Origin of the sequence: Streptomyces albidus (ex Kaewkla and Franco 2022) (genome assembly GCF_013870515.1) — a bacterium.
Classification (GTDB): domain Bacteria; phylum Actinomycetota; class Actinomycetes; order Streptomycetales; family Streptomycetaceae; genus Streptomyces; species Streptomyces albidus.
In genome coordinates this window covers 21358-46598 of sequence record NZ_JACBXA010000019.1, presented here as the reverse complement: position 1 = coordinate 46598, position 25241 = coordinate 21358, and the positions used below count along the sequence as shown (strand labels likewise).

At 70.6% G+C, this 25241-nt stretch carries 26 protein-coding genes and 2 pseudogenes; 18 read left to right on the top strand and 10 right to left on the bottom strand.

Going from position 1 to position 25241, the window contains the following annotated elements:
* The 3 genes and pseudogenes from H5J26_RS05850 to H5J26_RS05840 form a co-directional block, all read left to right on the top strand.
* Window positions 1-450: pseudogene (locus H5J26_RS05850) on the top strand (hypothetical protein); the annotation flags it as partial.
* The gene (locus tag H5J26_RS05845; RefSeq protein WP_181764615.1) at window positions 447-1130 is read left to right on the top strand and encodes a precorrin-8X methylmutase; all 684 of its coding nucleotides are present in this window, start codon (window positions 447-449) and stop codon (window positions 1128-1130) included. The pseudogene H5J26_RS05850 and the gene H5J26_RS05845, both read left to right, overlap by 4 nt.
* Entirely contained in the window at window positions 1127-2722 is a 1596-nt protein-coding gene (locus H5J26_RS05840; protein WP_181764614.1) for a precorrin-2 C(20)-methyltransferase, read from the top strand. The genes H5J26_RS05845 and H5J26_RS05840 overlap by 4 nt, the downstream gene beginning before the upstream one ends.
* Here H5J26_RS05840 and H5J26_RS05835 read toward each other — a convergent pair.
* A complete protein-coding gene (locus H5J26_RS05835) occupies window positions 2708-3502 on the bottom strand; it encodes a cobalt-precorrin-6A reductase (protein ID WP_181764613.1) in 795 nt (264 codons plus the stop codon). The genes H5J26_RS05840 and H5J26_RS05835 overlap by 15 nt on opposite strands.
* Before the next feature lie 11 nt (window positions 3503-3513).
* On the opposite strand from H5J26_RS05835, the gene H5J26_RS05830 reads away from it, so the two are divergent.
* Entirely contained in the window at window positions 3514-4671 is a 1158-nt protein-coding gene (locus tag H5J26_RS05830; protein ID WP_419183754.1) for a cobalt-precorrin-5B (C(1))-methyltransferase, read from the top strand.
* Here the strand turns inward: H5J26_RS05830 and cobM are convergent.
* Window positions 4657-5442 (bottom strand): precorrin-4 C(11)-methyltransferase, encoded by a 786-nt coding sequence (gene cobM / locus H5J26_RS05825; RefSeq protein ID WP_181764612.1) that lies wholly within the window; start codon window positions 5440-5442, stop codon window positions 4657-4659. The genes H5J26_RS05830 and cobM overlap by 15 nt on opposite strands.
* Window positions 5439-6710 (bottom strand): precorrin-6y C5,15-methyltransferase (decarboxylating) subunit CbiE, encoded by a 1272-nt coding sequence (cbiE, locus tag H5J26_RS05820; RefSeq protein WP_181764611.1) that lies wholly within the window; start codon window positions 6708-6710, stop codon window positions 5439-5441. Before cbiE ends, cobM begins: the two co-directional genes overlap by 4 nt.
* Before the next feature lie 143 nt (window positions 6711-6853).
* Here cbiE and H5J26_RS05815 point away from each other — a divergent pair, with 143 nt between their 5' ends.
* From H5J26_RS05815 to dacB, 5 genes are all read left to right on the top strand, one after another.
* Complete coding sequence (locus H5J26_RS05815; protein WP_181764610.1) at window positions 6854-7552, top strand: dihydrofolate reductase family protein; 699 nt, start codon at window positions 6854-6856, stop codon at window positions 7550-7552.
* 346 nt (window positions 7553-7898) lie between these two features.
* Window positions 7899-8126 (top strand): DUF2188 domain-containing protein, encoded by a 228-nt coding sequence (locus H5J26_RS05810; RefSeq protein ID WP_181764609.1) that lies wholly within the window; start codon window positions 7899-7901, stop codon window positions 8124-8126.
* A gap of 224 nt (window positions 8127-8350) precedes the next feature.
* Window positions 8351-9553, top strand: a complete 1203-nt coding sequence (locus tag H5J26_RS05805; RefSeq protein ID WP_181764608.1) for a cysteine desulfurase-like protein — start codon at window positions 8351-8353, stop codon at window positions 9551-9553.
* Between the two features lie 109 nt (window positions 9554-9662).
* Entirely contained in the window at window positions 9663-10112 is a 450-nt protein-coding gene (locus H5J26_RS05800) for a DUF3052 domain-containing protein (RefSeq protein ID WP_181764607.1), read from the top strand.
* A 127-nt stretch (window positions 10113-10239) separates the two neighbouring features.
* The gene (gene dacB / locus H5J26_RS05795; RefSeq protein ID WP_419183753.1) at window positions 10240-11904 is read left to right on the top strand and encodes a D-alanyl-D-alanine carboxypeptidase/D-alanyl-D-alanine-endopeptidase; all 1665 of its coding nucleotides are present in this window, start codon (window positions 10240-10242) and stop codon (window positions 11902-11904) included.
* 207 nt (window positions 11905-12111) lie between these two features.
* Here the strand turns inward: dacB and H5J26_RS05790 are convergent, their stop codons facing one another.
* Complete coding sequence (locus H5J26_RS05790) at window positions 12112-13188, bottom strand: chitinase (protein WP_181764606.1); 1077 nt, start codon at window positions 13186-13188, stop codon at window positions 12112-12114.
* Window positions 13189-13588: 400 nt separating this feature from the next.
* On the bottom strand, window positions 13589-14326 hold the full coding sequence (locus H5J26_RS05785) for a FadR/GntR family transcriptional regulator (RefSeq protein ID WP_181764605.1): 738 nt from the start codon (window positions 14324-14326) through the stop codon (window positions 13589-13591).
* A gap of 73 nt (window positions 14327-14399) precedes the next feature.
* Here H5J26_RS05785 and H5J26_RS05780 point away from each other — a divergent pair, with 73 nt between their 5' ends.
* The gene (locus H5J26_RS05780; protein ID WP_181764604.1) at window positions 14400-15881 is read left to right on the top strand and encodes an Nramp family divalent metal transporter; all 1482 of its coding nucleotides are present in this window, start codon (window positions 14400-14402) and stop codon (window positions 15879-15881) included.
* Window positions 15882-15944: 63 nt separating this feature from the next.
* Here the strand turns inward: H5J26_RS05780 and H5J26_RS05775 are convergent, their stop codons facing one another.
* Window positions 15945-16514, bottom strand: a complete 570-nt coding sequence (locus tag H5J26_RS05775; RefSeq protein WP_181764603.1) for a GNAT family N-acetyltransferase — start codon at window positions 16512-16514, stop codon at window positions 15945-15947.
* Between the two features lie 215 nt (window positions 16515-16729).
* Here H5J26_RS05775 and H5J26_RS05770 point away from each other — a divergent pair, with 215 nt between their 5' ends.
* The 3 genes from H5J26_RS05770 (at window position 16730) to H5J26_RS05760 (ending at window position 18377) form a co-directional block, all read left to right on the top strand.
* On the top strand, window positions 16730-17461 hold the full coding sequence (locus H5J26_RS05770) for a class I SAM-dependent methyltransferase (protein WP_181764602.1): 732 nt from the start codon (window positions 16730-16732) through the stop codon (window positions 17459-17461).
* 118 nt (window positions 17462-17579) lie between these two features.
* A complete protein-coding gene (locus tag H5J26_RS05765; RefSeq protein ID WP_181764601.1) occupies window positions 17580-17954 on the top strand; it encodes a VOC family protein in 375 nt (124 codons plus the stop codon).
* A 75-nt stretch (window positions 17955-18029) separates the two neighbouring features.
* Window positions 18030-18377, top strand: coding sequence for a MarR family transcriptional regulator (locus tag H5J26_RS05760; protein WP_181764600.1), 348 nt, complete (start codon window positions 18030-18032; stop codon window positions 18375-18377).
* Window positions 18378-18387: 10 nt separating this feature from the next.
* Here the strand turns inward: H5J26_RS05760 and H5J26_RS05755 are convergent.
* Together H5J26_RS05755 and H5J26_RS05750 are read right to left on the bottom strand one after the other, a co-directional pair.
* Window positions 18388-18621 (bottom strand): annotated as a pseudogene (locus H5J26_RS05755) (VOC family protein); the annotation flags it as partial.
* Between the two features lie 76 nt (window positions 18622-18697).
* Entirely contained in the window at window positions 18698-19474 is a 777-nt protein-coding gene (locus H5J26_RS05750; RefSeq protein ID WP_181764599.1) for a hypothetical protein, read from the bottom strand.
* 580 nt (window positions 19475-20054) lie between these two features.
* Between H5J26_RS05750 and H5J26_RS05745 the strand changes: the two genes are divergently transcribed.
* The 3 genes from H5J26_RS05745 (at window position 20055) to H5J26_RS05735 (ending at window position 21691) form a co-directional block, all read left to right on the top strand.
* The gene (locus H5J26_RS05745) at window positions 20055-20315 is read left to right on the top strand and encodes a hypothetical protein (RefSeq protein WP_210771037.1); all 261 of its coding nucleotides are present in this window, start codon (window positions 20055-20057) and stop codon (window positions 20313-20315) included.
* Between the two features lie 185 nt (window positions 20316-20500).
* Window positions 20501-20761 (top strand): hypothetical protein, encoded by a 261-nt coding sequence (locus H5J26_RS05740; protein ID WP_181764598.1) that lies wholly within the window; start codon window positions 20501-20503, stop codon window positions 20759-20761.
* Between the two features lie 120 nt (window positions 20762-20881).
* Window positions 20882-21691 (top strand): serine/threonine-protein kinase, encoded by an 810-nt coding sequence (locus H5J26_RS05735; RefSeq protein WP_181764597.1) that lies wholly within the window; start codon window positions 20882-20884, stop codon window positions 21689-21691.
* Window positions 21692-21768: 77 nt separating this feature from the next.
* On the opposite strand, the gene H5J26_RS05730 is transcribed toward H5J26_RS05735, so the two are convergent.
* The gene (locus tag H5J26_RS05730; RefSeq protein ID WP_309237794.1) at window positions 21769-22413 is read right to left on the bottom strand and encodes a dihydrofolate reductase family protein; all 645 of its coding nucleotides are present in this window, start codon (window positions 22411-22413) and stop codon (window positions 21769-21771) included.
* A gap of 304 nt (window positions 22414-22717) precedes the next feature.
* Between H5J26_RS05730 and H5J26_RS05725 the strand changes: the two genes are divergently transcribed.
* Together H5J26_RS05725 and H5J26_RS05720 are read left to right on the top strand one after the other, a co-directional pair.
* Window positions 22718-22948, top strand: a complete 231-nt coding sequence (locus H5J26_RS05725) for a hypothetical protein (protein WP_181764596.1) — start codon at window positions 22718-22720, stop codon at window positions 22946-22948.
* 200 nt (window positions 22949-23148) lie between these two features.
* Window positions 23149-24075, top strand: a complete 927-nt coding sequence (locus H5J26_RS05720) for a DMT family transporter (protein ID WP_309237793.1) — start codon at window positions 23149-23151, stop codon at window positions 24073-24075.
* Between the two features lie 469 nt (window positions 24076-24544).
* On the opposite strand, the gene H5J26_RS05715 is transcribed toward H5J26_RS05720, so the two are convergent.
* A complete protein-coding gene (locus tag H5J26_RS05715; RefSeq protein WP_210771036.1) occupies window positions 24545-25234 on the bottom strand; it encodes a TetR/AcrR family transcriptional regulator in 690 nt (229 codons plus the stop codon).
* Window positions 25235-25241: the final 7 nt, after the last annotated feature.

Genomic DNA, 25241 nt, shown 5'->3' with positions numbered 1-25241 from the left:
CGGGTCACGCCCTGGCGCGGCGTGGTGCTTCCGGGACTGCCGCGGGAAAGCGCCCGGGAGCTGCTGCCGGCGCTGGACGAGGCAGGGCTCATCACCCACGACGGCTCGCCCTGGCTGGGTGTGGGCGCCTGCACCGGCCTTCCCGGCTGCGCCCGTTCGCACCGCGACGTACGGTCCGACGCCGCCGCCCGGATCACCGGGACCGGTGAACTCACCGAGCCCGCCGGCTCCCCGGAGACCGCGGCGCGGCCGGGTCTGCTGCCCGTCTACTGGTCGGGCTGCGAACGCCGCTGCGGACGTCCGCGGGGTGACCGGGTCGATGTCGTCGCCGGGGAGGACGGCTATACGGTGGCCGTTCAGGCAGAGGGCTCCACACGGAAGCGGGTCGTGCCGGACGGAGAACTCGCCCGAGCCGTCGCATCAGCACGTACCCACCGAGAGACGGAATGAGCGACAGCGACGTGTCCGAGTACGGCTCCGAGCACGAGACGGACGTGCACGCGAAGTACGAGTACGAGAAGGACGGTGCGGCGATCTACCGCCGCTCCTTCGCCACCATCCGCGCCGAGTCGGATCTGGCGGAACTGCCCGACGACGTCAGCCGGGTGGCCGTTCGGATGATCCACGCCTGCGGCATGACGGACCTCGTGCGCGACCTGTCCTGGACGCCGGGCGTCGTGGCCCGGGGCCGCGCGGCACTGCGTGCAGGTGCGCCCGTCCTGTGCGATGCCGCGATGGTCGCCAGCGGCGTCACCCGCAAGCGGCTGCCCGCCGGCAACGACGTGGTGTGCACCCTCTCCGAACCGGGAGTGCCCGAACTCGCCGCCCGCATGGGCACCACGCGCACCGCCGCCGCACTCGAACTGTGGCGCGACCGGCTGGAGGGAGCCGTGGTGGCCGTCGGCAACGCGCCGACCGCTCTCTTCCGGCTGCTGGAGATGATCGACGAGGGTGCACCGCGGCCCGCCGCCGTCATCGGAGTGCCCGTCGGCTTCATCGGCGCCGCCGAGTCCAAGGACGCCCTCGCGGCACATCCCTCGGGCCTCGACCACCTCGTCGTACGGGGACGCCGTGGCGGCAGCGCGATCGCCGTGGCCGCGATCAACGCGATAGCAAGCGAGGAAGAGTGAACGAGCAGCAGACGCAGCAGCCCACCGGCCGTCTCTTCGGAGTCGGACTCGGCCCCGGCGACCCGTCGCTGATGACCGTACGGGCCGTCCAGGTCATCGCCGAGGCCGACGTCGTCGCCTATCACAGCGCACAGCACGGCCGTTCCATCGCCCGCTCCATCGCCGCGGAGCACCTGCGCCCCGACCACATCGAAGAGGCCCTGATCTACCCGGTGACCACCGGCAGCACCGACCATCCCGGCGGCTACCAGGGCGCCATCGAAGAGTTCTACGCGGAGTCCGCCGCGCGGCTGGCCGCGCACCTGGACGCCGGACGGACGGTGGCGGTCATCGCCGAGGGGGATCCGCTCTTCTACGGCTCGTACATGCACATGCACAAGCGGCTCGCCGACCGCTATCCGACGGAGGTCGTCCCCGGCGTGACCTCCGTCAGTGCGGCGGCGTCCCGGCTGGGCACGCCGCTCGCGGAGGGCGAGGAGGTGCTGACGATCCTGCCGGGCACGCTGCCGGAGGAGGAGCTGGCAGCCCGTCTCGCCTCGACGGACGCCGCCGTGGTGATGAAGCTGGGACGCACCTTTCCCGCCGTACGCAGGGCGGTCGAGCGTTCCGGACGGCTGGCGGAGACGCACTACGTGGAGCGGGCGACCATGAGCGGGGAGCGCACCGGCGCCCTTGCCGAGGCGGACCCCGACTCCGTGCCGTACTTCTCCGTCGCCGTGCTGCCCGGTCGCGCGGGCAGCACGGGCCGGGAGCCGGAGCCCGACGTGCCGGCGTCCGGTCCCGGCGAGGTCGTGGTGCTGGGCACCGGGCCGGCCGGACCGCTGTGGCTCACGCCTGAGGCGCGGGGCGAACTGGCCGCCGCGCAGGACCTGGTGGGCTATGCGACCTACCTCGACCGTGTGCCCGTACGTCCCGGCCAGCTCCGGCACGCCTCGGACAACAAGGTGGAGTCGGAACGCGCCGAACTCGCCCTCGACCTGGCGCGGCGAGGACGACGCGTGGCCGTGGTCTCCTCAGGTGATCCGGGGGTCTTCGCGATGGCCACCGCCGTGATGGAGGTCGCCGCGCAGAAGACCTACGAGGACGTGCCGGTACGTGTGGTGCCGGGCGTGACCGCGGCCAGCGCGGCGGCGGCGCGCGTGGGTGCGCCGCTCGGGCACGACTACGCGGTCATCTCCCTGTCCGACCGGCTCAAGTCGTGGGAGGTCATCGCGGAGCGGCTGGCCGCCGCGGCCTCGGCCGACCTGGCGCTGGCCCTCTACAACCCCGGCTCACGCAGCCGCACGTGGCAGGTCGCCAAGGCACGCGAAGTGCTCCTGGAACACCGCTCCCCGGACACCCCTGTGGTCGTCGCCCGCGACGTCGGCGGCCCGGAGGAACACGTACGCACCGTGGAGCTGGCGGAACTCGACCCGGATCAGGTCGACATGCGCACCATCCTGCTCGTCGGATCCTCCCGGACCCGTGCGGTGCGGCGAGGCGCGGGCAGCGTACGGGACGGCGGCAGCGGGACGGCGGTGTGGACTCCTCGCAGGTACGGGCCCGGCGACCAGTCGGACGGCGAGCCCCGCCCGTCCTCAGCCCAGGCGTGAATCCGGTCGTGGGTCCGGTCCTGAGCCGAGCCGTGAGTACAGCCAGCGGGCGGCCTGCCCGGGGTCCTCGGCGACCGTCACACCTTCGGGTACGGGCGGCCTGCGGACGAGCACGACGGGCAGGCCCGCCTCACGCGCCGCGGTGAGCTTGGGCGCGGTCGCCGCACCACCGCTGTCCTTGCTGACCAGCACGTCGATGCGGCGGCTGCGAAGCAGTTCGCGCTCCCCTTCGAGGGTGAAGGGGCCCCGGTCGAGCAGCATCTCCAGGTCGGCAGGGCGCGGCCCCTCGGGCGGGTCCACGGACCGCACCAGGAACCACAGGGCGTCCAGGTGCGCGAAGGCGGCGAGGCCCGTGCGCCCGGTGGTGAGGAAGACCCGCCGCCCCAGCGAGCTCAGCGCGTCGGCCGCCTCGGACAGCGACCCGACAGGGTGCCAGTCGTCGCCCTCCCCGGGGGTCCAGCCCGGCCGGCGCAGCGCGAGCAGGGGAACATGGGCGAGGGAGGCGGCCTGCGCCGCGTTGAAACTGATCGTGCCGGCGAAAGGATGGGTGGCGTCGATGAGTGCGTCCACGCCGTGTTCGTCCAGCCAGCGCGCCATGCCGTGCGCTCCGCCGAACCCCCCGGTGCGTACCGGGCCCGGCAGGCGTCCCGGTGCGGCGACCCGTCCCGCCAGCGACGTCGTCACACGCAGCGCCGGATCGCCGCCCTCCAGCAGGAGCCCGGCCAGCAGGCGCGCCTCGGTGGTGCCGCCGAGGATCAGCACATGGCGGGCGATGCGCATGAGGACCTTCCATGACTGCGGCTGATTCCGGACCGGAGATGCACTCCGCCGGCGGCGGACGCGACGCCCAACTCAAGCACACCGGTCTGCGGCCCGGATGGACGACCGGGGCCTGCGCCACCGCCGCCGCGACGGCCGCCTACACGGCGCTGCTGACCGGGGAGTTCCCCGACCCGGTGACCATCACCCTGCCCAAGGGCCAGACCCCGGCCTTCGCTCTGGCCGTGGAAGAGCTCACCGAAGGCGACGGGGCGCAGAAGCGGGCCATGGCCGGTGTCGTCAAGGACGCGGGCGACGATCCGGACGTCACACACGGCGTGCTGATCCGGGCCACCGTGACGGCGCTGCCGCCCGGCTACGGCGTGCACTTCCGCGCCGGGCCCGGCGTCGGGACCGTCACCCGCCCCGGCCTTCCCCTCGATGTCGGGGAACCCGCGATCAACCCGGTGCCGCGCGAGATGATGCGTGGCCATCTCGCGCGGGTGGCGGCGGATTACGGCATCACCGCCGACGCCGAGATCACCGTCTCCGCGGACAACGGCGAGGAGATCGCCCGCTCGACCTGGAACCCGCGTCTGGGCATTCTCGGCGGGCTCTCCGTACTCGGCACCACGGGAATCGTGGTGCCCTACTCCTGCTCGGCGTGGATCGACTCGATCCGGCGGGGTGTCGACGTGGCGCGCGCGGCGGGCCGGACCCACCTGGCGGGCTGCACGGGCTCGACGTCGGAGAGGACGGTGACCGCCGAATACGCCCTGCCCGACGACGCGTTGCTGGACATGGGCGACTTCGCAGGCGCCGTGCTGAAGTACGTCCGGCGTCACCCCGTCGAACGGCTCACCCTCTGCGGCGGCTTCGCCAAGCTCTCCAAACTCGCCGCGGGACATCTCGACCTGCACTCCGGACGTTCCCAGGTCGACAAGGGCTTCCTCGCCTCGCTGGCCCGCGACGGCGGCGCCTCGGAGGAGCTGGCCTCCGCGGTGGCGGCCGCCAACACGGGCCTGGAAGCACTCCAGTTGTGCATGGCGCGGGGCGTGCCGCTGGGTGACCTCGTCGCGGCGGCGGCCCGGGATCAGGCCATCGGTGTGCTCCGGGGAGCGCCCGTCGCCGTCGACGTCGTCTGCATCGACCGTGCGGGCACCGTCGTGGGGCGTTCAGGAATCCGCTGAGGACGCACCGGAGTTGCCGCACCCGGTGTGCGGGCGCTCGCGCTCGGACGAGTACAGGTGGCTGTCGCGGAACTGCTCCGCCCCCAGCGAGCGGCCCACCATGATGACGGCGGTACGCACGATGCCGGCTTCCTTCACCTGGGAGGCGATGTCGGCGAGCGTGCCGCGCAGGACGACTTCGTCCGGCCTGCTGGCCATCGCCACGACCGCCGCCGGGCATTCGGGCCCGTAGTGCGGCAACAGCTCCTCCACCACCCGGTCGACGTACGCCGCGGCGAGGTGCAGCACCAGCAGCGCCCGGCTGCGGCCCAGGGTCGCCAGGTCCTCGCCCTCCGGCATGGCCGTCGCACGCGCCGCGATCCGGGTGAGCACGACGGTCTGCCCGACCGTCGGCACGGTCAGCTCGCGCTTGAGCGCGGCGGCCGCCGCGGCGAACGCCGGTACGCCCGGCACCACTTCGTAGGGCACGCCCGCAGCGTCCAGGCGTCGCATCTGCTCGGCCACGGCGCTGAAGACCGAGGGGTCCCCCGAGTGCAGCCGGGCCACGTCGTGACCCTCGCGGTGCGCGCGGAGAAGTTCGGCGACGATGCGGTCCAGGTCGAGCTGTGCGGTGTCGATGAGGCGGGCGTCCGGCGGGCATTCGGCGAGCAGTTCCCGGGGGACGAGGCTTCCCGCGTACAGGCACACGTGGCAGGAGGCCAGCGTCCGCACCCCGCGCACCGTCATGAGGTCGGCGGCGCCCGGTCCGGCTCCGACGAAGTAGACCGTCACTTCTCTTCTCCCCTTACGGCTTCGGGTACGGGCCCGCTCCGGGACTTGGTGACGGACCACTGGGTGACGGGCATGGCCTGGCGCCAGCCCGTGAAGCCCCCCACGGGGACCGCCTGCGAGACGGCGAGCCTCACCAGCTCACCGCCGTGCCGCCGGTACCGGTCGGCCAGCACCGCCTCGGACTCGAGCGTGACCGTGTTCGCGACCAGCCGTCCCCCCTCGGCCAGCGCCTCCCAGCAGGCGTCCAGCACTCCCGGGGCCGTCAGCCCGCCGCCGACGAACACCGCGTCGGGCGTGGGCAGTCCGGTCAGGGCACCGGGCGCGGAGCCGGTGACCACGTGCAGCGAGGGCACGCCCAGCGCCTCCGCGTTGCGTGCGATGCGTGCCGCCCGTGCCGGGTCCCGCTCCACACTCGCCGCACGGCAACTGCGGTGCGCGCGCATCCACTCGACGGCGACGGATCCCGCGCCGCCGCCGACGTCCCACAGCATCTCGCCCGGTGCGGGGGCCAGCGCGGCCAGAGTCGCCGCCCGTACATGGCGCTTGGTGAGCTGCCCGTCGTTCTCGTACGCCTCGTCCGGAAGGCCGGGCACGAGCGCCTGACGTGGCTCCGTGCCCGTACGGCGGCACTCGAGGGCGATCACGTTGAGCGGGTCGCCGGGTGACTGCGTCCACTCCTCGGCGGTTCCGGCGACCTGCTGCTCGAACTCGCCGCCGAGCTGTTCCAGCACGCGCATGCGCGTCGGCCCGAAGCCGCGCGCCGTCAGCAGCCGCGCCACCTCGGCCGGAGTGCCGGCGCCCTCGCTGAGGACCAGGACCCTGCGGCCCTCGTGGAGCGCGAGCGTGAGGTTGTGCGTGGGACGTCCCACGAGGGTGACGACCTCGGTGTCCTCCACCGGCCACCCCAGCCGGGCACACGCGTGGCTCACGGACGACGGGTGCGGCAGCACGCGGAGCCGCTCCGGTCCCGCCACTTCGGCCAGGGCCCGCCCGATCCCGTAGAACATCGGGTCGCCGCTGGCCAGTACGCACACGCGTCGCCCCTCGTGCTCCGCGAACAGCCCGGGGACGGCGGGACGCAGGGGCGAGGGCCAGGTGACGCGCTTGCCCGTGCACTCCCCCGGCAGCAACGCGAGTTGCCGCTTCCCGCCGATGACGACCTCCGCCTGCCGCAGCGTCTCACGCGCGGCGGGGGCCAGCCCGCTCCAGCCGTCGGCTCCGACACCGACGACGGTCACCGCCGGTGTCGCGGGTTCTGCGCGGGTCACTGCCTGCACCTCGGGCCTCGGGAGGGGACGTGACCGCACTCTACTGACCGGCCGGGGGCCTTCCCGCAGGCAGGGGCTCCGCCTTCGAGTGGCTTCGTCGCCCGCTGCGATGAATCCGGCCGTCGCCGGCGGTCGGTACGGGCATGAACTCAGTCACCTGCCATCTGGCGATCTCGCTGGACGGATTCGTCGCCGGGCCCCGTCAGAGTCTCGAGAACCCCCTCGGAGAGGGGGGAATGCGGCTGCACGAGTGGGCCTTCGCCACGGACACCTGGCGTGCGCAGCAAGGCATGTCCGGTGGCGAGCACAACAGCGACGCCGAAGTCATCGCCGAAGTCACCCGGGACGTCGGCGCGTACGTGATGGGCCGGAAGATGTTCGGCGGCGGCGACGGCGCCTGGGACGAGGCCTGGACCGGCTGGTGGGGCCCGGAACCGCCGTACCACGCGCCGGTCTTCGTTCTCACCCACCGTCCACGTGATCCGCTGCCGATGCGGGGCGGCACGACGTTCACCTTCGTCACCGACGGGATCGAATCCGCGCTGGCACAGGCGCGAAGGGCCGCGGGCGACAAGGACGTCGTCATCGCGGGCGGCGCGAGCGCTGTCCAGCAGTATCTCGCCGCCGGGCTGCTGGACGAACTCCGGCTGCACATCGTCCCGATCGTCCTCGGCGCGGGAGAGCGCCTCTTGGAGAACGTGGGCGACCCCGTCCTCGAACCGGTCGGGGTGACCGCTTCGCCGACGGTCACGCACGTCAAGTACCGCGTCGTCCACGGGCGTCGGGGTCCGGAGGCGTCGGGCGGACGCGGAGCAGCGAGCGCGACAGGTGGCCGGGGGTAGCTGCCGGGAGTACGGGCCGGGGCCGCCCTTGGCGCGTACTCCCGTACGGGCGGCCGGAGTTGGCCCAGCGGCCGCTCGGAATGACGACCGCCCGCGGATGAATAGCCCGCGGCCGACCGGGCACCCGGGCGGCCGACCCCGTTCATTGGAGGCCATTTCGTGACCGCGGCCCTTCCCGGTCCGAACCGGACGGTGTTCGCAGCGACCGTGCCCGTCCTCGCCCTGCCCTCCCGCCTTCCGACGCGGTTGCGCGGCGACGGCGTCCAGAGACGCGTCTGACCGCAGCAGCGAAAGCAATCGCCAAGCGATCCACAGGCAAGGACAGACGAGGACAGGAGGCCCAGTCATGGGTGACCGGCACGTACTTCCCGACGGCAGCGAGTGGAAGATCATCAACCCCGACGGTGAACAGGCGAGCGCCCACGCCGGCACGCAGCAGGCGGCCGTGACGCGCGCCCGGGAGATCATCCAGAACGACGGCGGCGGTGAACTCGTGGTTCACGGCACCGACGGCAAGATCCGGGACAAGGTCACGCTGACCGCCGGGAGCGCCCCCAACTCCCCGCGCGGCTGAGCGACGCCGGCCCCGAGGGCCGGCGGACCACCCGCGACGACGGTCAGGGCCGTCCTCCCCACGGAGGGCGGCCCTGACCACGCGGCCGCAGCTCCGCACGCACACGAGGGCGCACCGGCTCTGGCCAAGCCCCGTCCCGTACATGATCATTGGTCCCGGTGGACCGGTGCCGCACCGGGACCGGTCCAGCTGCCCGAACCACACGTCCGCAGCCCGGAGTCCGCATGACGTACGACATCACGGCAGTCCGCGCCCGGTTCCCGGCCCTGGAGAAGGGCTCCGCCTTCTTCGACGGCCCGGGAGGCACACAGACGCCCCGCCCCGTCATCGATGCCGTCGCCGACGCGCTCACCAACCCCCTGTCCAACCGCGGCAGCCTCACCGAAGCCGAGCGCAACGCCGACGCGCTCGTCGGCGAAGCCCGCGAGGCCCTCGCCGACCTGCTCGGGGCCGAGCCGTCCGGGATCGTGCTCGGCCGCAGCGCCACGCAGCTCGCATACGACTTCTCCCGCACCCTCGCCAAGTCCTGGTCGCCCGGTGACGAGGTGGTCGTCTCACGCCTGGACCACGACTCCAACATCCGCCCCTGGCTTCAGGCCGCCGCGCGGAGCGGCGCCACCGTGCGGTGGGCCGACTTCGATCCCGCCGACGGAGAGCTGACCGCGGAGGACGTCCGTGCTGTGCTCTCCGACCGCACGCGCCTCGTCGCGGTCACCGGCGCCTCCAATCTGATCGGCACCCGCCCTCCCCTGGCGGAGATCTCGCGCCTGGTCCACGACGCCGGCGCGCTGCTGTACGTGGACGGCGTCCATCTCACCGCGCACTCGTCCGTCGACCTGGAGGCGTCGGGCGCGGACTTCTACAGCTGCTCCCCCTACAAGTTCCTCGGCCCGCACATGGGCGTGCTCGCGAGCCGCCCCGCGCTCCTGGAGACGCTGACACCGGACAAGCTGCTGGCCTCGACCGACGCCGTTCCTGAGCGCTTCGAGTACGGCACGCTCCCCTACCCCTTCCTCGCCGGTGCCCGCGCCGCCGTCGACTTCCTCGCCGGGCTCGGCCCCGACTCCGAGGGGGGACGCCGCGCTCGGCTGGCGGCCGGATTCGCGGCTCTCGAGGAGCACGAGGACTCGCTGCTGGGCCGCATCGAGGACGGACTCGCGGCCCTCCCGTCCGTCACCAGCCACTCACGGGCCGGATCACGCACCCCCACCCTGCTGCTGACCATCGAGGGCCGCGACACCCGCGACGCGTCCCGGCATCTGGCAGAACGCGGCGTGAACGCCCCGTCCGGTTCCTTCTACGCGCTGGAGGCCTCCCGGAGGCTCGGCCTCGGCGACGGCGGAGGGCTGCGCGTCGGGCTCGCCCCGTACAACGACACCTCGGACGTCGACCGGCTGCTCGAAGGTCTGGCGGACTTCGTCCGGTGAACCGGCAGCACCGAGGAGGGGCGGAACCCGTGCCCTCGTCCGGCAGCGGACGGACCGCCCTCGCACGGGTCGTCGCCCCGGGCTTTGACCTCCGGACTCGGGTTTCGGCATGAGCGCCCCGGCTGGCGGGGACCGCAGCCCGACTCCCCTGGTCAGGAAGCTCGGCATCAAGCCCGGGCACGTCATCCGCTTCGTCCATCGCCCGAGCGGCTGGGAGATCCCCGGTCTGCCCGAGGACTGCACGGTCGTCGAGAGTCCCGACGACCACTCACAGCACGGCCGCAATCCGCGGGACGCCGACGTGACGCTCGCCTTCCACGGGTCCTGGAGCGGCCTGGCCGCCGACGCCCCCGGCCTGGTCGGGGACCTGGCGGACCCCTCGATGCTGTGGATCGCCTGGCCACGACGGGCGGGCGGCCACGAGAGCGACATCACCGAGAACGCGCTGCGCGAGCTGTTCCTCCCGCTGGGCGTCGTCGACGTGAAGGTCGCCGCGCTGGGGCAGGCCTGGTCCGGGCTGAAGTTCGTCCGGCGCAAGGAGAACAGGTCCCGGCGCTGACAGGTCCGCCACGAGGCGGTGAGCCGGTCCCCCCCTCGTCCCTCGGGCCAGGTCACCCCGTCGTCGGGGTCACGATGAACCCGTCCGATGTCTCGCGCATGACCCCGTCGGCTGGCAGGCTCCCGCCATGACCAGACGCCTGCTCTCCGAGCTCACCGGTGCCCTCCGTACGGCGGCACCAGGAGTCACCGCCCGTTCCCGGGTCCATGCGCGGATCGTCGCGGTGGCCGTCATGCTCGCCCTCACTCTGGGCATGGGGGGATCGGCCGGAGCCGACTCCTCCCCGCAGGAGCAGGCGTTGGGCGAGTCCATCGACCGGATCCTCGGCGGCAAGCGGCTGTCAGGTGCGAGTTCGAGCGTGGTGGTCAGCGACGCGGCGAGCGGGCGCGTGCTCTACAGTCACGACGCCCGCAGGAGACTGCTGCCCGCGTCCAACACCAAGCTCCTGACCTCGAGCGCAGCGATGGACGTGCTCGGTCCCGACTACCGCTACCGCACCGACGTGCTCGCGCGAGGAGACCAGGACGGCGGACGGCTCGACGGTGACCTGTACCTGCGCGGCACCGGCGACCCGACGCTTCTCGCCGAGGACTACGACGAACTGGCGGCCGACGTGGCCGACTCCGGGATCAAGAACGTCACCGGCAAGCTGATCGCCGACGACACGCGCTTCGACTCCCGCAGGCTCGGCGCCTCCTGGGCGGCCGACGACGAGTCCGCGTACTACTCGTCGCAGATCTCCGCGCTGAGCCTCGCGCCCGACACCGACTACGACACGGGCTGCGTGCACCTCGAGGTCGTCCCCGGCTCCGAGCCGGGCGAGAAGCCCAAGGTCAAGATGTCCCCGTCCAACCGCTACGTCACCGTGAAGTCCACCGCGACCACCGTCGCCGCGAACGGCTCCGACACTCTCTCCGTCGACCGCGAGCACGGCGGCAACACCATCACCGTGAGCGGCGGCATCCCGGCCGGGGCGGATCCGTTCGAGTCGTGGACGAGCGTGTGGGAGCCCACCGGCTACGCCGCCTCCGTCTTCGCCGACGCGCTGAAGGAACACGGGGTCCAGGTCGGCGGGAAGACCCAGCTGGGCCGCCCGACTCCGGACGGTGCCCGGCCGGTCGCCGGTCACAAGTCGATGTCCCTCGCGAAGCTGTCCGTCCCGTTCATGAAGCTGTCCAACAACAACCACGCCGAAGTCCTCACCAAGACGATGGGCCACGAGACCGCCGGCGAGGGCACGTGGAGCGCGGGCCTCAACGCCGTCGAAGGCTTTCTGAAGAAGGCCGAGGTGGACACCGCCGCGGTGCGCCAGGTCGACGGCTCGGGGCTGTCCCGGATGAACAACGTCCCCGCCGGCGAGATCGCCACGCTCCTGCACACCGTGCGGGACAAGCCGTGGTTCAAGAAGTGGTACGACGCCCTGCCCGTCGCCTGCCACCCCGACCGGATGACGGGCGGCACCCTGCGCTCGCGGATGTGCGACTCCCCGGCCGAGCTCAACGCGCACGCCAAGACCGGCTCACTCACGGGGGCCTCGTCGCTCTCGGGTTACGTCAAGGACGCGTCGGGCCGTCAACTGGCGTTCAGCATCATCCTCAACAACTACATGGACGACTCGGTGAAGGACATCGAGGACTCGATCGTGGAGGCTCTCGCCTCCTACGACGGTGACAAGGTCCGCCAGGACGGCACCAAGTCCGCTGAAGAGGACCGGAGTCCGGACACCGGTCCGCGTGCGCCGGGATCCGGCGGCGAGCTGGAGTGTTCCTGGACGAGGCCGGCACGCTGCTGAAGCCGGCGGGGCGCTCGAGCCGGCGGCCTGCTGGGCCGGGCCCGCGCTCGGGCCGCCGACTGCTCCTCGATTCCGGCCGGTTCGGGCGACGAGGACGAGACGGTCCGAGGACCGGACCCCGTGGGCGGGCCACATGGCAGGCCCGCCCACGGGGCTTCCCGGGGAGTCCCGGGACGTCACGGACTCAGCGGTGGAGGCCCTCGCGACTCAGCCGGTGAAGGCCCTCACGAACTCGTCCGCCTTCTTCCCGACGCTCGAACAGCTCGCCTGCGCCTTGGAGTTCGGGCCGTCAGGGCAGGGCTTGTCGCGGGTCGCGGACCACATCGACAGCCAGCCGAGCCCCTTCTCCTTCGCGAACTTCCGCAGTTGGACCGCGTCGTCGGGGCGGAAGACCTCGGCCTTGACGTCGTTCACCCCGATCATCGGCGTGACCGCGACCGTCCTCCAGGCCTCGGCATCGTCCCGGATGCCCAGCACCGGCATCACCTGCTTCTTGGTGGCGGTGGCGGCGTCGATGGCGTAGTCACCCATGTCGCCGTCGTAGTAACTGCCGTAGTCCATGGCCATGATGTTCACGGCGTAGACCTGCACGCCTCTCTTCTGCGCGTTCTTCAGAACCGCCAGGGCGTCCTTGTTGAGGCCCGAGGGCATCACCGGGAGGGTGAAGGAGACGTCCAGTTCCGTGCGCTGCTGCTGGAGCCGGACGATGGCCTGGGCGCGGCGGTCGTTGGCCTTCTTGTCCGTGAGGGCGGGGCCTTCGAGGTCGAAGTCGACCCTCGTCAGGCCGAAGGCGTCGATGACCTTCCTGTAGGCGTTCGCCAGGTCGTCGACCGAGCGGCAGGTCCTGGCCAGTTCGTTGCCGCTCTGGCCGCCGAAGGAGATCCGCACGTCGCCGCCCCGCTCGCGCAGCTCGTCCACCTGCTTGGCCACCGGGTTGTCACGCAGCTCCCCTCGGCCGCCCCACTTCGGATCGCAGCCGCCCCCCGGGGAGACGAAGGCCAGGTTGTAGTCCTTCACGCCGTTCTTCTCCGCCCCCTCGACGAGGTCGTAGGGGGGCTTGAGCGAGGTGTCGACGTACGGGGAGAAGCCGCCGCCCCCTTCCTCGGTCGGGTCCTCGCTCCCCTTCTCGGTGGGCACCGCCGGCTTCGGACGCTCGGGCTCCTCCTGCTCCGTCGAGCAGCCGACGAGCAACGACGCCGCAACTGCCGCCGCCGCCAGCGCGGAGACGGTCTGCTTCAGCTTGCGGCCTCTCCAAGAAGCCTGCGCTTCCGCGTTGTTCGTCATCGACGGGCTGTCTCCTTCGGGTACGGGGAGTTCTTCTGTTCCGACGTGAAGCACGCTAACCGCACCGGCGCGGACGATCAGCCCATGGGGTGAATCCCCGGTGCCTCAGGCCGCAGTTGAGGGAGTGGTCAAGAAAGCCGCCGGGAAACGGCTCCGCCGCGCGGCGGGGCTCCCCGCACCACTGAGTCGGCCTCCCCGGCTGCTCGATCGAACCGGAGAGGCCTCGGCGGCCTACGTGCCCGGGCATGTAGACAACCTGCGTGATCGAGTTTCCGAGATGCGAGGGTCCATGCCGCCGCAGGTGCATCTGCTTGAGGCGTGACAGACGCCTGGGCGTCACCTGACGGCTGCCGAACGCGCTCGGACCGGGCTCGTCCCGTGCGTACCGTCCGGGGCCCGGTCACGCCGGGAAGGCCATCGAGCGGGCGATCTCCTGCTCGGCGGATTCGATGATCGCCAGGATGGCCGCCGAAGCCTCCGCGGACCGACCGTATTCCACGGCCTCCGCGAGGGCGCGATGGGGCGGAAGCGAGGCTTCGACCGCTCCCGGCGTCTGCGAGCTCACGGCGAAGCTGTGCTCCAGCGCCACATCGAGCGCGCGGCCCAGCGAGCCGAAGAGCCGGTTGCCGCTCGCGTCGAGGAGCGCTCGGTGAAAGGCGATGTCGGCCTCGACGTACTCGTCGAGCTCCGGCCGGGACGCGGCGGACTCCATCGCCGCCAGAGCCTCGAACATCGCCCGGGTGTGGCCGGGTCCCGCCCGCCCGGCCGCCAGCCGGGCGGCCTCGGGCTCGACGGCCCTGCGCAGTTCGCCGATGTCGCGCAGTAACCGCCTGGGGTCACTCGTCTGTTGCCAGCGCAGCACGTCGCGGTCCAGGTGGTTCCACTGCTCTCGCGGCAGCACGCGCGTGCCGGTGCGGGGGCGGGTCAGCAGCATCCCCTTTGCCGCCAGCGCCTTCACGGCCTCGCGCAGCGCCCCCCGGCTGACACCGAGCTCGGCGGCGAGCGTGTCCTCCACGGGCAGCGGCCGGTCCGGCTCCACCAGACCGTTCACGATGCGCCGGCCGAGTTCGTCCACGACCCGCTGGTGCATCGTCCGGTACGGCTCCACGATCTTTGTCCACCCCCTGGACGCACTCATCGAATCATTTGATGATTACCGCGATATTACGTGCCCGTCCGCGCCACCCCCGGCCGAAGAGAGGCGTTCCCCGATGACGCACACGGACGACCGAAGCGGCACAGGCCGCCCCGCCGACGGCCCCTTCCCGTTGAACACCCGCAATCTGCCACCACCCCAGGTGCGTGAGCTGCCACCCCCGCCCAGGCAGACATGGAAGATCATCGGCCCGGGCATAGTCGGCGCCGGCGTGGGTCTCGCCTCGGGCGAGTTCATCCTCTGGCCCTACATCGCCTCCCAGGCCGGACTCGTCTTCCTGTGGGGCGCCGTCGTCGGCGTCGTCACGCAGTGGTTCCTCAACATGGAGATCGAGCGCTACACGCTCGCCACGGGCGAGACCGCCGTGACCGGCTTCAACCGCTACTGGCGCCACTGGGGCGCGGTGATGGTCGTCCTGACGTACGCGGCGAACCTCTGGCCGGGCTGGGTGACCAGTTCCGCCACCATGGCCTCCTACGTCTTCGGCGGCAATCCCACCTTCATCGCGCTCGTCCTGCTGCCGTGCATCGGTGCGATCCTCACGCTGGCCCCCGTCGTCTACACGGCGCTGGAACGGCTGCTGTTCCTGAAGGTCGCGGTCATCGGCGGGTTCTTCGCGCTGGCAGTGATCTTCGCCGTGAAGGCGTCCAGTTGGGCCGACCTGCCCCAAGGCGTGACCCACGTGGGCGAGTTCCCCAGCGAGCTCGGCATCGCCGTGCTCATGGGAGCGCTCGCGTATGCCGGAGCGGGCGGCGGGCAGAACCTGTGCCAGAGCAACTGGATCCGGGACAAGGGCTTCGGCATGGGCCACTACGTGCCCCGGCTGGTCAGCCCCGTCACCGGCAAGGAGGACCTGACCGCAGCCGTGGAGGAAACCAGCACGCAGGCCACCTCCGGGTACGTCTTCGTCCCGAACGCGGAGAACATGGCGCGCTGGAAGCGCTGGTGGCGGTTCGCCAACACCGAGCAGGCCCTGACCTTCGTCCTGGTCACCGTCCTGACCATCGTGCTCTCCTCGCTCCTCGCGCACTCCACACTCTTCGGGTCCTCGGGTCTCGCCAACGACGTGAGCTTCCTGCAGGACGAGGGCGAGGCGCTCAAGGCGCAGATCGGCAGCTGGTTCGGCGTACTGTTCTGGCTGATCGGCTCGTTCGCGCTGTTCAGCGCGGCGGTGGGAATCGTCGACTACACGAGCAGGCTCGCGGCCGACGTCCTCAAGTCGACGTACATGCGCGGCTCCCGGCACTCCGAGAGCCGGGTGTACTTCTGGCTCGTGTGGGGCCTCGTGGTCATCGGCATGGTCATCCTGCTCGTCGGGATCGACCAGCCGCTGGTGCTGCTGGTGATCTCCGCCTGTGTGGCCGGACTGATGATGTTCGTCTACGGAGGGCTGCTGCTCTTCATGAACCGCAAGGCGCTCCCCGCCGAGATCAAGGTGCGGGGATACCGGGTCGCCGCACTCATCTGGGTCGTCGTCCTCTTCGGTGTCCTGTCCGTCCTGACGGTGAGGCAGCAGATCCTCGACGTCTTCGGCTGACGCCCCTCTCCGTCCCCTGCCGGCCGCACGCACCATGGCCGGCGGGGGACGGAACTGCCGGGCCTACGGGCCCTTCGGCGCGTGCCCGGCCCCCGCATCGCGTTCGTCGGCGAGCATCGCGTACACGGCCAGGTCGGCCCGCTCGCCCTTGAGCATCTCGCCCTGGACGAAGAAGGCTTCGCGGCGCATCCCCAGCCGTTCCATCAGCCGCTGCGACGAGATGTTCCGTCCGTTGCAGAGGCCGATGACGCGATGGAACCCGTACACCTCGAAGGCCAGCCGGAGCAGCTGCGCGCCCGCCTCGGTGGCGTAACCACGGCCGGAGTACGCGGGGTTCGTGACGAACCCGATCTCCGCCCGGCCCAACTCCTCACTGAGCCAGTGAAGGTTGAAGTCCCCGATGACGCGACCTGATTCACGCAGTTCCACCGCGACTGCGAGGTTGTCCCCCTCGTCGACGAAGCGGGTCTCGCGGATGCGCTTGGTGAGAGCGGCCCGGGTCTCCTCCGGGGTACGCGCGTCCCACAGCAGGTACCGGGTCACGTCGGGCCGACGTTGGATGTCGTAGAGGTCGTCGAAATCGTCTTCCGTGAACGAGCGCAGTACGAGCCGTTCGGTGACAACGGGGTCCATGAGGTGACAGCTCCGAATTCCACTTGGGCTGAACGAAGTTCGGATGTTTCTGCCCTGATCCTCCCCGAAGGCGACTCAGGGGGCACCCACTTCCGGGAGCCGCCCCACGACGGGCGGGCGCAGCCGGCCACAGCCTCACCACCGCGGCGCGGACAGAATCGATCGCCCGGAAACCGAGGAGCCCGCCGGCAGAGGTCCCCGATACCTTCGCTCGTATGGCTGACGAGGAGTTCGGACACCCGCGCCTGGCCGCGATCCACGACTCGCTCCATCCCGATCGCAGCGACCTGGATCCGTACCTCGGCATCGCGCAGGAGTGCAACGCGCGCCGGGTGCTGGACGTCGGCTGCGGCACGGGCACCTTCGCGCTCCTCCTGGCCGATCGCGGGATCGACGTCGTCGGCGTCGACCCGGCCCGGGCCTCCGTCGACGTGGCAAGGGCCAAGCACGGCAGCGAGCGGGTGCGCTGGATCCGCGGTGATGCGTCGGCCCTTCCACCGCTGCAGGTCGACCTCGCGACCATGACGGCGAACGTTGCTCAAGCCGTCGTCGACGCCCAGGAATGGCACAAGACCCTGCGGGGTTCCCACGACGCGCTTCGGCCGGGCGGGCACCTGGTGTTCGAGACCCGGGACCCGGCGAGGCGTGCGTGGGACGCGTGGAACCGACAGGCGTCGTTCCGCGTTACGGAGATTCCCGGTACCGGCGCGGTCGAGAGCTGGGTCGACCTGGTCGAGGCCGGTGGGCCGCTGGTGACATTCCGCTGGACGTTCGTTTTCACCGCGGACGGAGAGGTGCTGACTTCGGAATCGACGCTGCGCTTCCGCGAGCGCGCAGAGGTCGAGGCCGACCTCGTCGCGCGGGGGTTCCTCCTGAAGGACGTGCGCGACGCACCGGACCGGCCGGGCAGGGAGCTCGTCTTCGTCGCGGTCAGGCCGGCGTCGTGACCCTGCTCGGTGTCGGGGCGCGTCAAGAGCGCTGGGGCGTGACTGCCGAGACCGGCGTCCGCTTCCGGCTCTGCTCGGACTCCAACCGGCGACTGCGTCCGGGTGCGACGATCGGTTCATGCACCGAAGCCGCTTGCAGGTCGTCCTGATCGACTCTCCCCCTGATGTCGCGGAAGCCGGGGTCGCCTTCTGGGGGGCGGTACTCGGGCGGGAACCGCAGCCGGAGCCCGGGACGCCGTTCACGGTCCTCGCCCCGCTCGGGAACGGACAGGTGCTCGCGCACCAGCGACTCGACGAAGGGCCCCCGCGCATCCACCTCGACGTGGAGACCGACGACACGGCAGCCGAGGTGGCTCGTATCGAGGCCCTCGGCGCCACACGGCTGAGCGAGCACGACGGCTGCGTACAGCTTCGAGACCCGACGGGGCTCGTGTTCTGCGTGGTGCCGGTGCAAAGCCCCGACTTCCACGAACACGCCACCGTGTGGCCCTGATTCAGACCCGCCGTATCCACGAACCGCAATACGTGTTACCTGGTGCCTGAATGCTGGGCCGGTAGAGTCTGGATCATGCACGGAGTGCCCGAACCGCACAGCGGATGGACGTTTCTGACCAACCACGCACGGGTGCTGGCAGCCATCGCCGATGACCACCACGCCCGCATCCGCGACATCGCCGCATACTGCCGGCTCACCGAGCGTGCCGTCCAGAAGATCATTTTCGACCTGGAGCAGGACGGCTATCTGTCCCACACCCGCGAAGGCCGCGCCAACACGTACCAGATCGAGCCCAGCAAGGTGCTGCGCCACCCGGCCGAATCCGGCCTGACGGTGGCCTCGCTGCTCTCCTGGCTCGTCGAGGACGAGGCCCACCGCAAGACGGCCCCCGCCGACCGGGCACCTGGCGGCGAGGGGTGACCGATGAGCGTCAGAGTGGGTTGAGACGGGCCTTGAGCAGACAGAACTCATTGCTTTCGGGGTCCGTCAGGACATGCCACTGCGCCTCCCCGGTCTGGCCGATGTCGGCCGTGCGCGCACCGAGCTTCAGAAGGCGTTCGAGCTCGGCGTCCTGATCTCGGTCGGTGGCGTTGACGTCGATGTGCAGCCGGGACTTCCCCTTCTCCGGCTCGTCCCTCCGGCTGAGGATGATCGTCGGCTGCCGTGAGGGCCTGCGCGGGGAACTGACCCGCGTACGCCCGGAGTTCCGTCCCCAAGAGGATCGTCTTCGCCCCCGCCGGTCAGAACGTTGCGGTGAATCGGTAGGCGAAGTGGTCGGAGCCGAAGCGCTTCAGGCGTTCGACCAGGGTGTTCCGCACCGCCCGGGTGGCGTAGGCCTGGTCGATCGGCGTGCCCTTGACGCCCTTGACGCGGACGTATTCGACGGTGCTCGGCAGGCTCAGCGCGCGCGGCCGGTTGAAGTCGCCGACCACGAAGATCGGCAGCTGGGGATGCTTGCCGTGCTGGTCCCCGATCACCTTGCGGAGCTTGCCCGCGTGCTTGAGCCAGCGTCCCTGCCGTTCCGGGTGACCGCTCCAGGCGCCGGAGATGAAGTGCGTGTTGACCATGATGAACCGCTGCTTCTTCGCCCGGTGCTCCAGGAGGGCCCAGTTGACGTAGCGATGCGGCGTCACACCCGCCTCACCTTTGTGGGTCAGCACGGCGTCGGCCTGGACGAGCTTGAACGTGTCCTTCCGCCAGGAGATCGGCACCGCTCGCGCCGGGCCCTCCTTGGGAAAGAAGTGGTCGTACTCGGTGAGTTCGTTCCGCAACCTCTTCCGGTCGGCCGGGGAGTTCATCTCCTGCCAGCCGATCACGTCGCCGATCGGCTTGAACGCGGCCTTGCCCCGCCACACGTTGTGAGTGCCGACCCTCATCTTGACGCCGGCCGTCGCGGCGGGCCGGTCGCCGGCGGCCGCCGGCTCCGACGCCGCGCTGGCAGACATGGTGGAAAAGGTGATTCCGGAGGCCACCAAGGTCGCCACCGCGCCGACAAGCACCTTCACACGTGGTCTCATTCAGAACTCCTCCAGGTCGGAATGTTGCGGCGAAGCGGCAGACCGAGTGGCCGGACGCGAGGCCGCTGCGTGAATCTCCGCTTGCCGTCGGATCACCGAGTGATTCAAGGGGACCGGCATACAAAGCGGCTACATTCCTGGTGAGCGCATCGGTGAGGGGTGTGAGGAGCGCCGACAGCACCGGAGTCGCCTTGCCGACGGCCAAGGCAGAACACGCTGTTGGCCCTGATGGCGCAGGACATGTTTGCCGCATCGTGGCTGACCGGGCATCCGAGATGTTGCGATTCCACGGGCCCTGGGCGCAGTTCGGGCGCACTCCGAAGAACATGCGGATACATTTTCCGGCGTCTTCCCCAGGCGCCCGACGCCCCCTCCACGCCTGCGACATCGGCGGCTCGAATGCCGCCCGGCATGCGTGTGATCAACGAAGCAGTTCCGCCAGCGAGGAGTCCTCATGAGCTACGGCCCGCCACCCGAACCGAACGCGACGGCCCCGCAGCCCGACCCGGCGGCCCCAGGCCCGCACCCTCATCCGCAACAGCCCCGGGCCGGATCCGACGGGCACGGCGGATCGCCTCCGGTGGACCCTCCCTTGGGGTTCGGGCTGGCCGTGGCCGCGGTGATCATCGGGCTCTTCTCCTGCGTGCTGCCGCTGCTGCCGATCGACGCGCTCACCGAACGGCACTACGTCGGAATCCCCTCCGCGCTGGGCGGCCTCTACCTCGCGGTCCTCGGCTGCACCGGGCGCCGACGCGGCAAGCCGCTGGCCGTGACCGGTGCGGTCCTGTCCGGCCTCGGGCTGGCCATCGGGGTCTGGATGGTGATCATCCTTTTCCTCTGACCCGTCACCCTCGGGCTGGAGAGGCAGAGACGGCCGTGGGCCGCGTTCCCGGAATCGGGAAGCTGCGGCCCACGGCTCATGTACGGCGTCCACGACGAAACCCGAGTCCCGGCCCACCGGCCGCCGATCGACGCAGAGTTCGGCAAGCGCCGGCTCCGCCCCACGGGAGTTGGCAGGATGCCGACATGACATCCGACGATGACTTCGAGACGATCGCGAAGCCGCGCTTTCTGACCGCTGTGGGCGTCGTTCTCATCGCTCTGGGCATCTACGGGTGTGTCCGGGGGGACTGGGTCGTGGCGAACGATGCGACCTTCAACGGTCTCGAAGGGCTCGCCGGCGGCTTGCTGTGCGTCTGGCTGGCCGTCAGCGTCAGCAGGTCCAAACGTCGTGCGGCGCGGGCGCGGCAGAACCGATCCGGCTCCCGGGAGCTGGGCGGGCGCTGAACCCCACGCTCGCGTCGAGACCGCGACAACCGAGCTCCCAAGTCACCGGATCCAGGGGACACGTGCCCTCCCGTGCTCGAAACGCATGTCGTCCAGCCCAGGCGTGGCAGCATGCGGACGATGACGACGCACCCTTTTGAAGGCGTGACGCACGTACCGGAACTCGGCGCGGTCCCCGACCAGTTCGGCACCGTGTTCCGGAGATTCGACGACCAGGATTCTGGCTGCGTCTCGTACGGACTGACGGCGTCAGGGCAACGCTGGTTCGTGAAGACCGCCTCGACCCCGGAGGCGATCTCGTCCCTGCGCCGAGCGGTGTCGTTTCACCAGCACGTCTCGCATTCGGCCATCGTGCCCCTGGTCCACTCCTTCACCGCCGACGACGGCCTCGTACTGGTCCACTCATGGATGAGCGGCGAAGTTCTCTACCACCCGACCCGCACGCACAGGGGAGGCAGGGCTTCTGCCGGCAGCCCGATGGCGAGGTTCAGGGCTCAGCCGCTCGCCCGGATTCATTCGGCGCTGGAATCCGTTCTCGCTGCCCATCTGGCGGTGGAGGAGGCAGGATTCGTCGCCGTCGACTTCTATGACGGATGCATGCTGTACGACTTCGACGGACACCGCATGATGCTGTGCGATCTGGACGAGTACCGGGCCGGTCCGTTCGTTCTCGAGGCGGACCGGCTGCCCGGGTCAACTCGCTACATGGCGCCGGAGGAGTTCGTTCGCGGAGCAGTGATCGACGTCCGCACGACCGTGTTCTCTCTGGGCCGGGCGCTCCGCCTCCTGCTGGACGCCGGCGACGAGGAACGGCAGTGGCGCGGGACGCCTGAGCAACTGGAGATCGTCAGGACAGCGACTGCCGTCGCTCCGAAGCACCGGTTCCCTTCTGTCCTCTCACTCGTCAACGCGTGGCACGCGGCTGCCTGACCAACTGGGGCCATGCCAGCTCCACTTGCAGGGGCGTGAGACGTCTGTCGCCACCGACCGCCGCTGCGAGGTCGAGGCTATGACGCCTGGTTGCGAGCTCTTGCGACTCGGAACCGCAGGTGCGTCACCGTCCCTGCGACCGGCTCGCCCTCGGCGATCAGCTCACCCCGCTCGCCGGCGAACAGCGGTGTCCCTCCACCCAGCAGCACCGGGACCAGGTGAAGGCGTACCTCGTCGAGCAGGCCGGCGCTGAGCAACTGACGGGCCACGTCGGCGCCCAGCACGATGACGTTCTTCTCCCCGGCGGCCTTTGCGGCGCGCCGAACGGCGGCTTCCAACCCGTCGAAGGCGAACGTCCCGCCGTTGTCGCCGAGCAGGTCCTGCCGCACCCGATGGGTGACCACGAAGCTGGGGACACCGGGCCACGGAGTGCCGCCCCAAGGGCCCAGGCCGAGATCGAACGTGCGCCGCCCGATCACCGTCGCTCCCACCCCCGCGTCCACCTCTCGGCGAACCGCGGCGTCGACCTCGCCCGCGGGCCCGGCCCCGGCCCCGGCCCCGGCCATCCACTCGTGCAGGCTCTCTCCGCCGTCCCCCATCGGCTCTGCATCGCGGACGTTCGGCCCGGCGGTGAACCCGTCCACGGACACCGACACGTCCAGCACGACCTTGCCCATCGCTGACCTCACCCCCACCTCGGCGCCGCCGGCCGACACCGTCACGAGATGTTCGCATACGGGCAATGCCCTTCAAATCCCTTCCAACCAAGCGAACCGGTCAAGCAGGGGCGTAGCGGAGCGGACGAATGAGCATCGCCCGGGCAGTGAGCCGCAAGCGCACGAGCGGATGCGACAGCGTGGCGGCAGACCGCCAACTTCCCGGCTCGGCAGTTGAGTTGCCCGCACCAGGTGCGAAGACAGCGGGATGCGAACCCACGGAGAGACGGCTGCAGCTCGGCAGTTTTCGGGACAGGAGTCCGGGCGTGCCCCGTTGCCGAAAAAATCGAACATACGATCTACTCGGTACATGGATGTCAACGCCTTCCCCCGTGATCTTCTGGAGGCCCAGACGGCTTGGTATGCCACGTACTGGCGGCTCGCGCACTCCGCGTCCAGCCACGGCACCACCGAGCACAGGCGGCGCCTGCAGCAGCTGTCCCGGCTCATCGCCGGCCACCCGTACTGGGAGACCCCTGCCGGTACGCCGGCAGCTCGAATGGCGCTCAAGGAGCTTGCCCGCAACCAAGTACGGCCGTAGTGCTCACCGGTCGGCAGTGACCGTCATCCGCGGTGCGCATCAGCCGAGGGCTTTCATGAGGCGGACTGTCCGACAGCCGGCCGGCTCAGCAGAAAGCGCACTGAACAGGGAGAACGAGAATTGCCCAGGCCATTGTTCACACCCCGCCGGAGGCACTTTATTCACGTGACGCGCGAGGCCCGGTCGTCGATACTCCACGCGTGGCCACCTCGAACGTCGACAGGACTCCACGCGGCCCGTCCCCCCGGTCCTCCCTGACCGCGCTGACCGGACGCGCCTTCGGCGCGATCCCGCCGTCGGCGCTGGTGATGCTCGGCATCGTCAGCGTCCAGGTGGGCTCGGCATCGGCCAAGCACCTTTTCAGCGCTGTGGGCAGCTTCGGGACGGTCGCATTGCGACTGTTCTTCGCGGCGGCGGTGCTGATGCTGTTGTGGCGGCCGACGCTGCGCATGAACCGCCGCACGTGGTCAGTGGTGCTCAGCTACGGCGTGATCCTCGGCTCGATGAACCTGTGCTTCTACCTGGCGCTGGCCCGTATCCCGCTGGGGATCGCGGTGACCATCGAGTTCCTCGGGCCGCTGGCCGTGGCCCTGGCCGGGTCGAGGCGATGGCTGGACGCTTTCTGGGCCGTGCTCGCCGGAGCCGGTGTGCTGCTGCTGGTGGAGGGACGCGGCGACCTCAACCTTGCCGGCTTTCTGTTCGCCCTCGCCGCGGGAACGTGCTGGGGCCTGTACATCCTGGTCGGCGCTGCGCTGGGCCGTCACACCACGGAAGGCAACGGTCTGGCTCTGGGAATGGCCGTCGCGGCACTGGTGGCCGTGCCGTTCGGCGTGGCCGACAGCGGAACGGCGCTGATCGAGCCGTGGGTCCTGGTTGCGGGGCTCGGCGTGGCCCTGCTGTCGTCGGTGATCCCGTACTCACTGGACCTGGAAGCACTGCGCAAGATCCCACCGCACGTGTTCGGCATCCTGATGAGCCTCGAACCAGCGATGGCGGCCCTCATCGGCCTCATCATGCTCCAGGAGTCGCTGCTCTGGTCGCAGTGGATCGCGGTGCTGTGCGTGGTGGCCGCGTCGGCGGGCTCCACACGCGGCGCCCGCCCGGACGCCAAGTCGGTTGCCGGCTGAGTCCGGTGAGCCCTTGCGCGTAAGGAAGGGACCGCATGCACCGGCCGTCGTCTCTGTTACGGCACATGCAGCCGGTGAGGCGATGCCAGCGGCAGGGCCCGGCATCCCAGCCGCAGAACTGTGATCAACCGTCCGGTGCCCTCGCATGAGCAGCAGGGTTCGATGTAAGTGCGCTTGCCGGTCATGACGGTCTGGCCGTCGCCGCTGCCGAGGCATGCGGGACAACGGATCGGAGTGGAGCCGTGGTTCACGAGCGAACACCTCCAGGTCCCCGCCTCGCGGTGCGAGTTCAACGACTGGGAGGCAGCTCTGGTTACGGGATGCGCCGCATCCCGAAGCCCGGAGTCGACACGAGGAGCGTGAACCCATGTTGTGAGAACTGCTCCTGCAAGACCATCGGGTAGCCGATCCGCTTCCTGGCGTGCCTCTTGATCTCGCCTGGCGCGCCGTAGCCGAAGCCATCGGCTTGTCAGGCCGTACGCGAAGACCGGGTCGCGAGGTCGAACAGGGTCACCAGCTCGTCGGCGTACGCCGGAAGGTCCAGGTCCGGCTTGGTCCGCAGCAGGAACGGCAGCCCGCTGAGCGAGCGTTGGACCGTAGCGGCCATGACGAAGGTGTCGAACTCCCGGAACTCCCCGCCCTCCTGGCCGCGCCGCAGGATGCCCTGGATGTGTTCGAGGACGCCGCGGTCGGTGGCGGCGTCATACGCCGCCCCCTTCGCCGCCTCGCTCGCCTCCTCGTCGTGGAGGGCCGCGAAGACGGACTGCAAGGCGCGCATCCGGGTGCGGTTGCCGTCGACGAACGCGACGACGCCGGTGAGGTAGGCGCGCAGCTCGTCGGAGGCGGACCCGGTGAACGGCTGCGCGGGGACGCCGGAGGGCTGCCGGATCGGGCGGCTCGCCGGTTCCCGGGCCGCCCGCTCGGCCAGGAACTCGTCGATCGACGCGTAGACGTCGGCCACCACGGCCTTGACCAGCTCGTCCTTGCCCGCGAAGTGGTACGAGATGAGCCGCGTGCTGCTCAGCCCTCCGCGCTCGGCGATCTGCGCGAACGTCGTACGGCGATAGCCGAGTTCGGCGAGGGTCTCGATCGTCGCGGCGATGATCTGCGCGCGTCGCGCGGCCGCCGCGGCGGTCCGGTCCTGCGGTGTCACGGGCATGAGTAGC

Coding starts and splice junctions, on each gene's coding strand:
- H5J26_RS05805 (WP_181764608.1), top strand. CDS start 8,351: ATGACGTACGACATCACGGCAGTCCGCGCCCGGTTCCCGGCCCTGGAG.
- H5J26_RS05800 (WP_181764607.1), top strand. CDS start 9,663: ATGAGCGCCCCGGCTGGCGGGGACCGCAGCCCGACTCCCCTGGTCAGG.
- H5J26_RS05815 (WP_181764610.1), top strand. CDS start 6,854: ATGAACTCAGTCACCTGCCATCTGGCGATCTCGCTGGACGGATTCGTC.
- H5J26_RS05715 (WP_210771036.1), bottom strand. CDS start 25,234: ATGCCCGTGACACCGCAGGACCGGACCGCCGCGGCGGCCGCGCGACGC.
- H5J26_RS05725 (WP_181764596.1), top strand. CDS start 22,718: ATGGATGTCAACGCCTTCCCCCGTGATCTTCTGGAGGCCCAGACGGCT.
- H5J26_RS05780 (WP_181764604.1), top strand. CDS start 14,400: ATGACGCACACGGACGACCGAAGCGGCACAGGCCGCCCCGCCGACGGC.
- H5J26_RS05740 (WP_181764598.1), top strand. CDS start 20,501: ATGACATCCGACGATGACTTCGAGACGATCGCGAAGCCGCGCTTTCTG.
- H5J26_RS05760 (WP_181764600.1), top strand. CDS start 18,030: ATGCACGGAGTGCCCGAACCGCACAGCGGATGGACGTTTCTGACCAAC.
- dacB (WP_419183753.1), top strand. CDS start 10,240: ATGACCAGACGCCTGCTCTCCGAGCTCACCGGTGCCCTCCGTACGGCG.
- H5J26_RS05765 (WP_181764601.1), top strand. CDS start 17,580: ATGCACCGAAGCCGCTTGCAGGTCGTCCTGATCGACTCTCCCCCTGAT.
- H5J26_RS05785 (WP_181764605.1), bottom strand. CDS start 14,326: ATGAGTGCGTCCAGGGGGTGGACAAAGATCGTGGAGCCGTACCGGACG.
- H5J26_RS05735 (WP_181764597.1), top strand. CDS start 20,882: ATGACGACGCACCCTTTTGAAGGCGTGACGCACGTACCGGAACTCGGC.
- H5J26_RS05775 (WP_181764603.1), bottom strand. CDS start 16,514: ATGGACCCCGTTGTCACCGAACGGCTCGTACTGCGCTCGTTCACGGAA.
- H5J26_RS05770 (WP_181764602.1), top strand. CDS start 16,730: ATGGCTGACGAGGAGTTCGGACACCCGCGCCTGGCCGCGATCCACGAC.
- H5J26_RS05750 (WP_181764599.1), bottom strand. CDS start 19,474: ATGAGACCACGTGTGAAGGTGCTTGTCGGCGCGGTGGCGACCTTGGTG.
- H5J26_RS05810 (WP_181764609.1), top strand. CDS start 7,899: ATGGGTGACCGGCACGTACTTCCCGACGGCAGCGAGTGGAAGATCATC.
- H5J26_RS05790 (WP_181764606.1), bottom strand. CDS start 13,188: ATGACGAACAACGCGGAAGCGCAGGCTTCTTGGAGAGGCCGCAAGCTG.
- H5J26_RS05830 (WP_419183754.1), top strand. CDS start 3,514: ATGACTGCGGCTGATTCCGGACCGGAGATGCACTCCGCCGGCGGCGGA.
- H5J26_RS05845 (WP_181764615.1), top strand. CDS start 447: ATGAGCGACAGCGACGTGTCCGAGTACGGCTCCGAGCACGAGACGGAC.
- H5J26_RS05835 (WP_181764613.1), bottom strand. CDS start 3,502: ATGCGCATCGCCCGCCATGTGCTGATCCTCGGCGGCACCACCGAGGCG.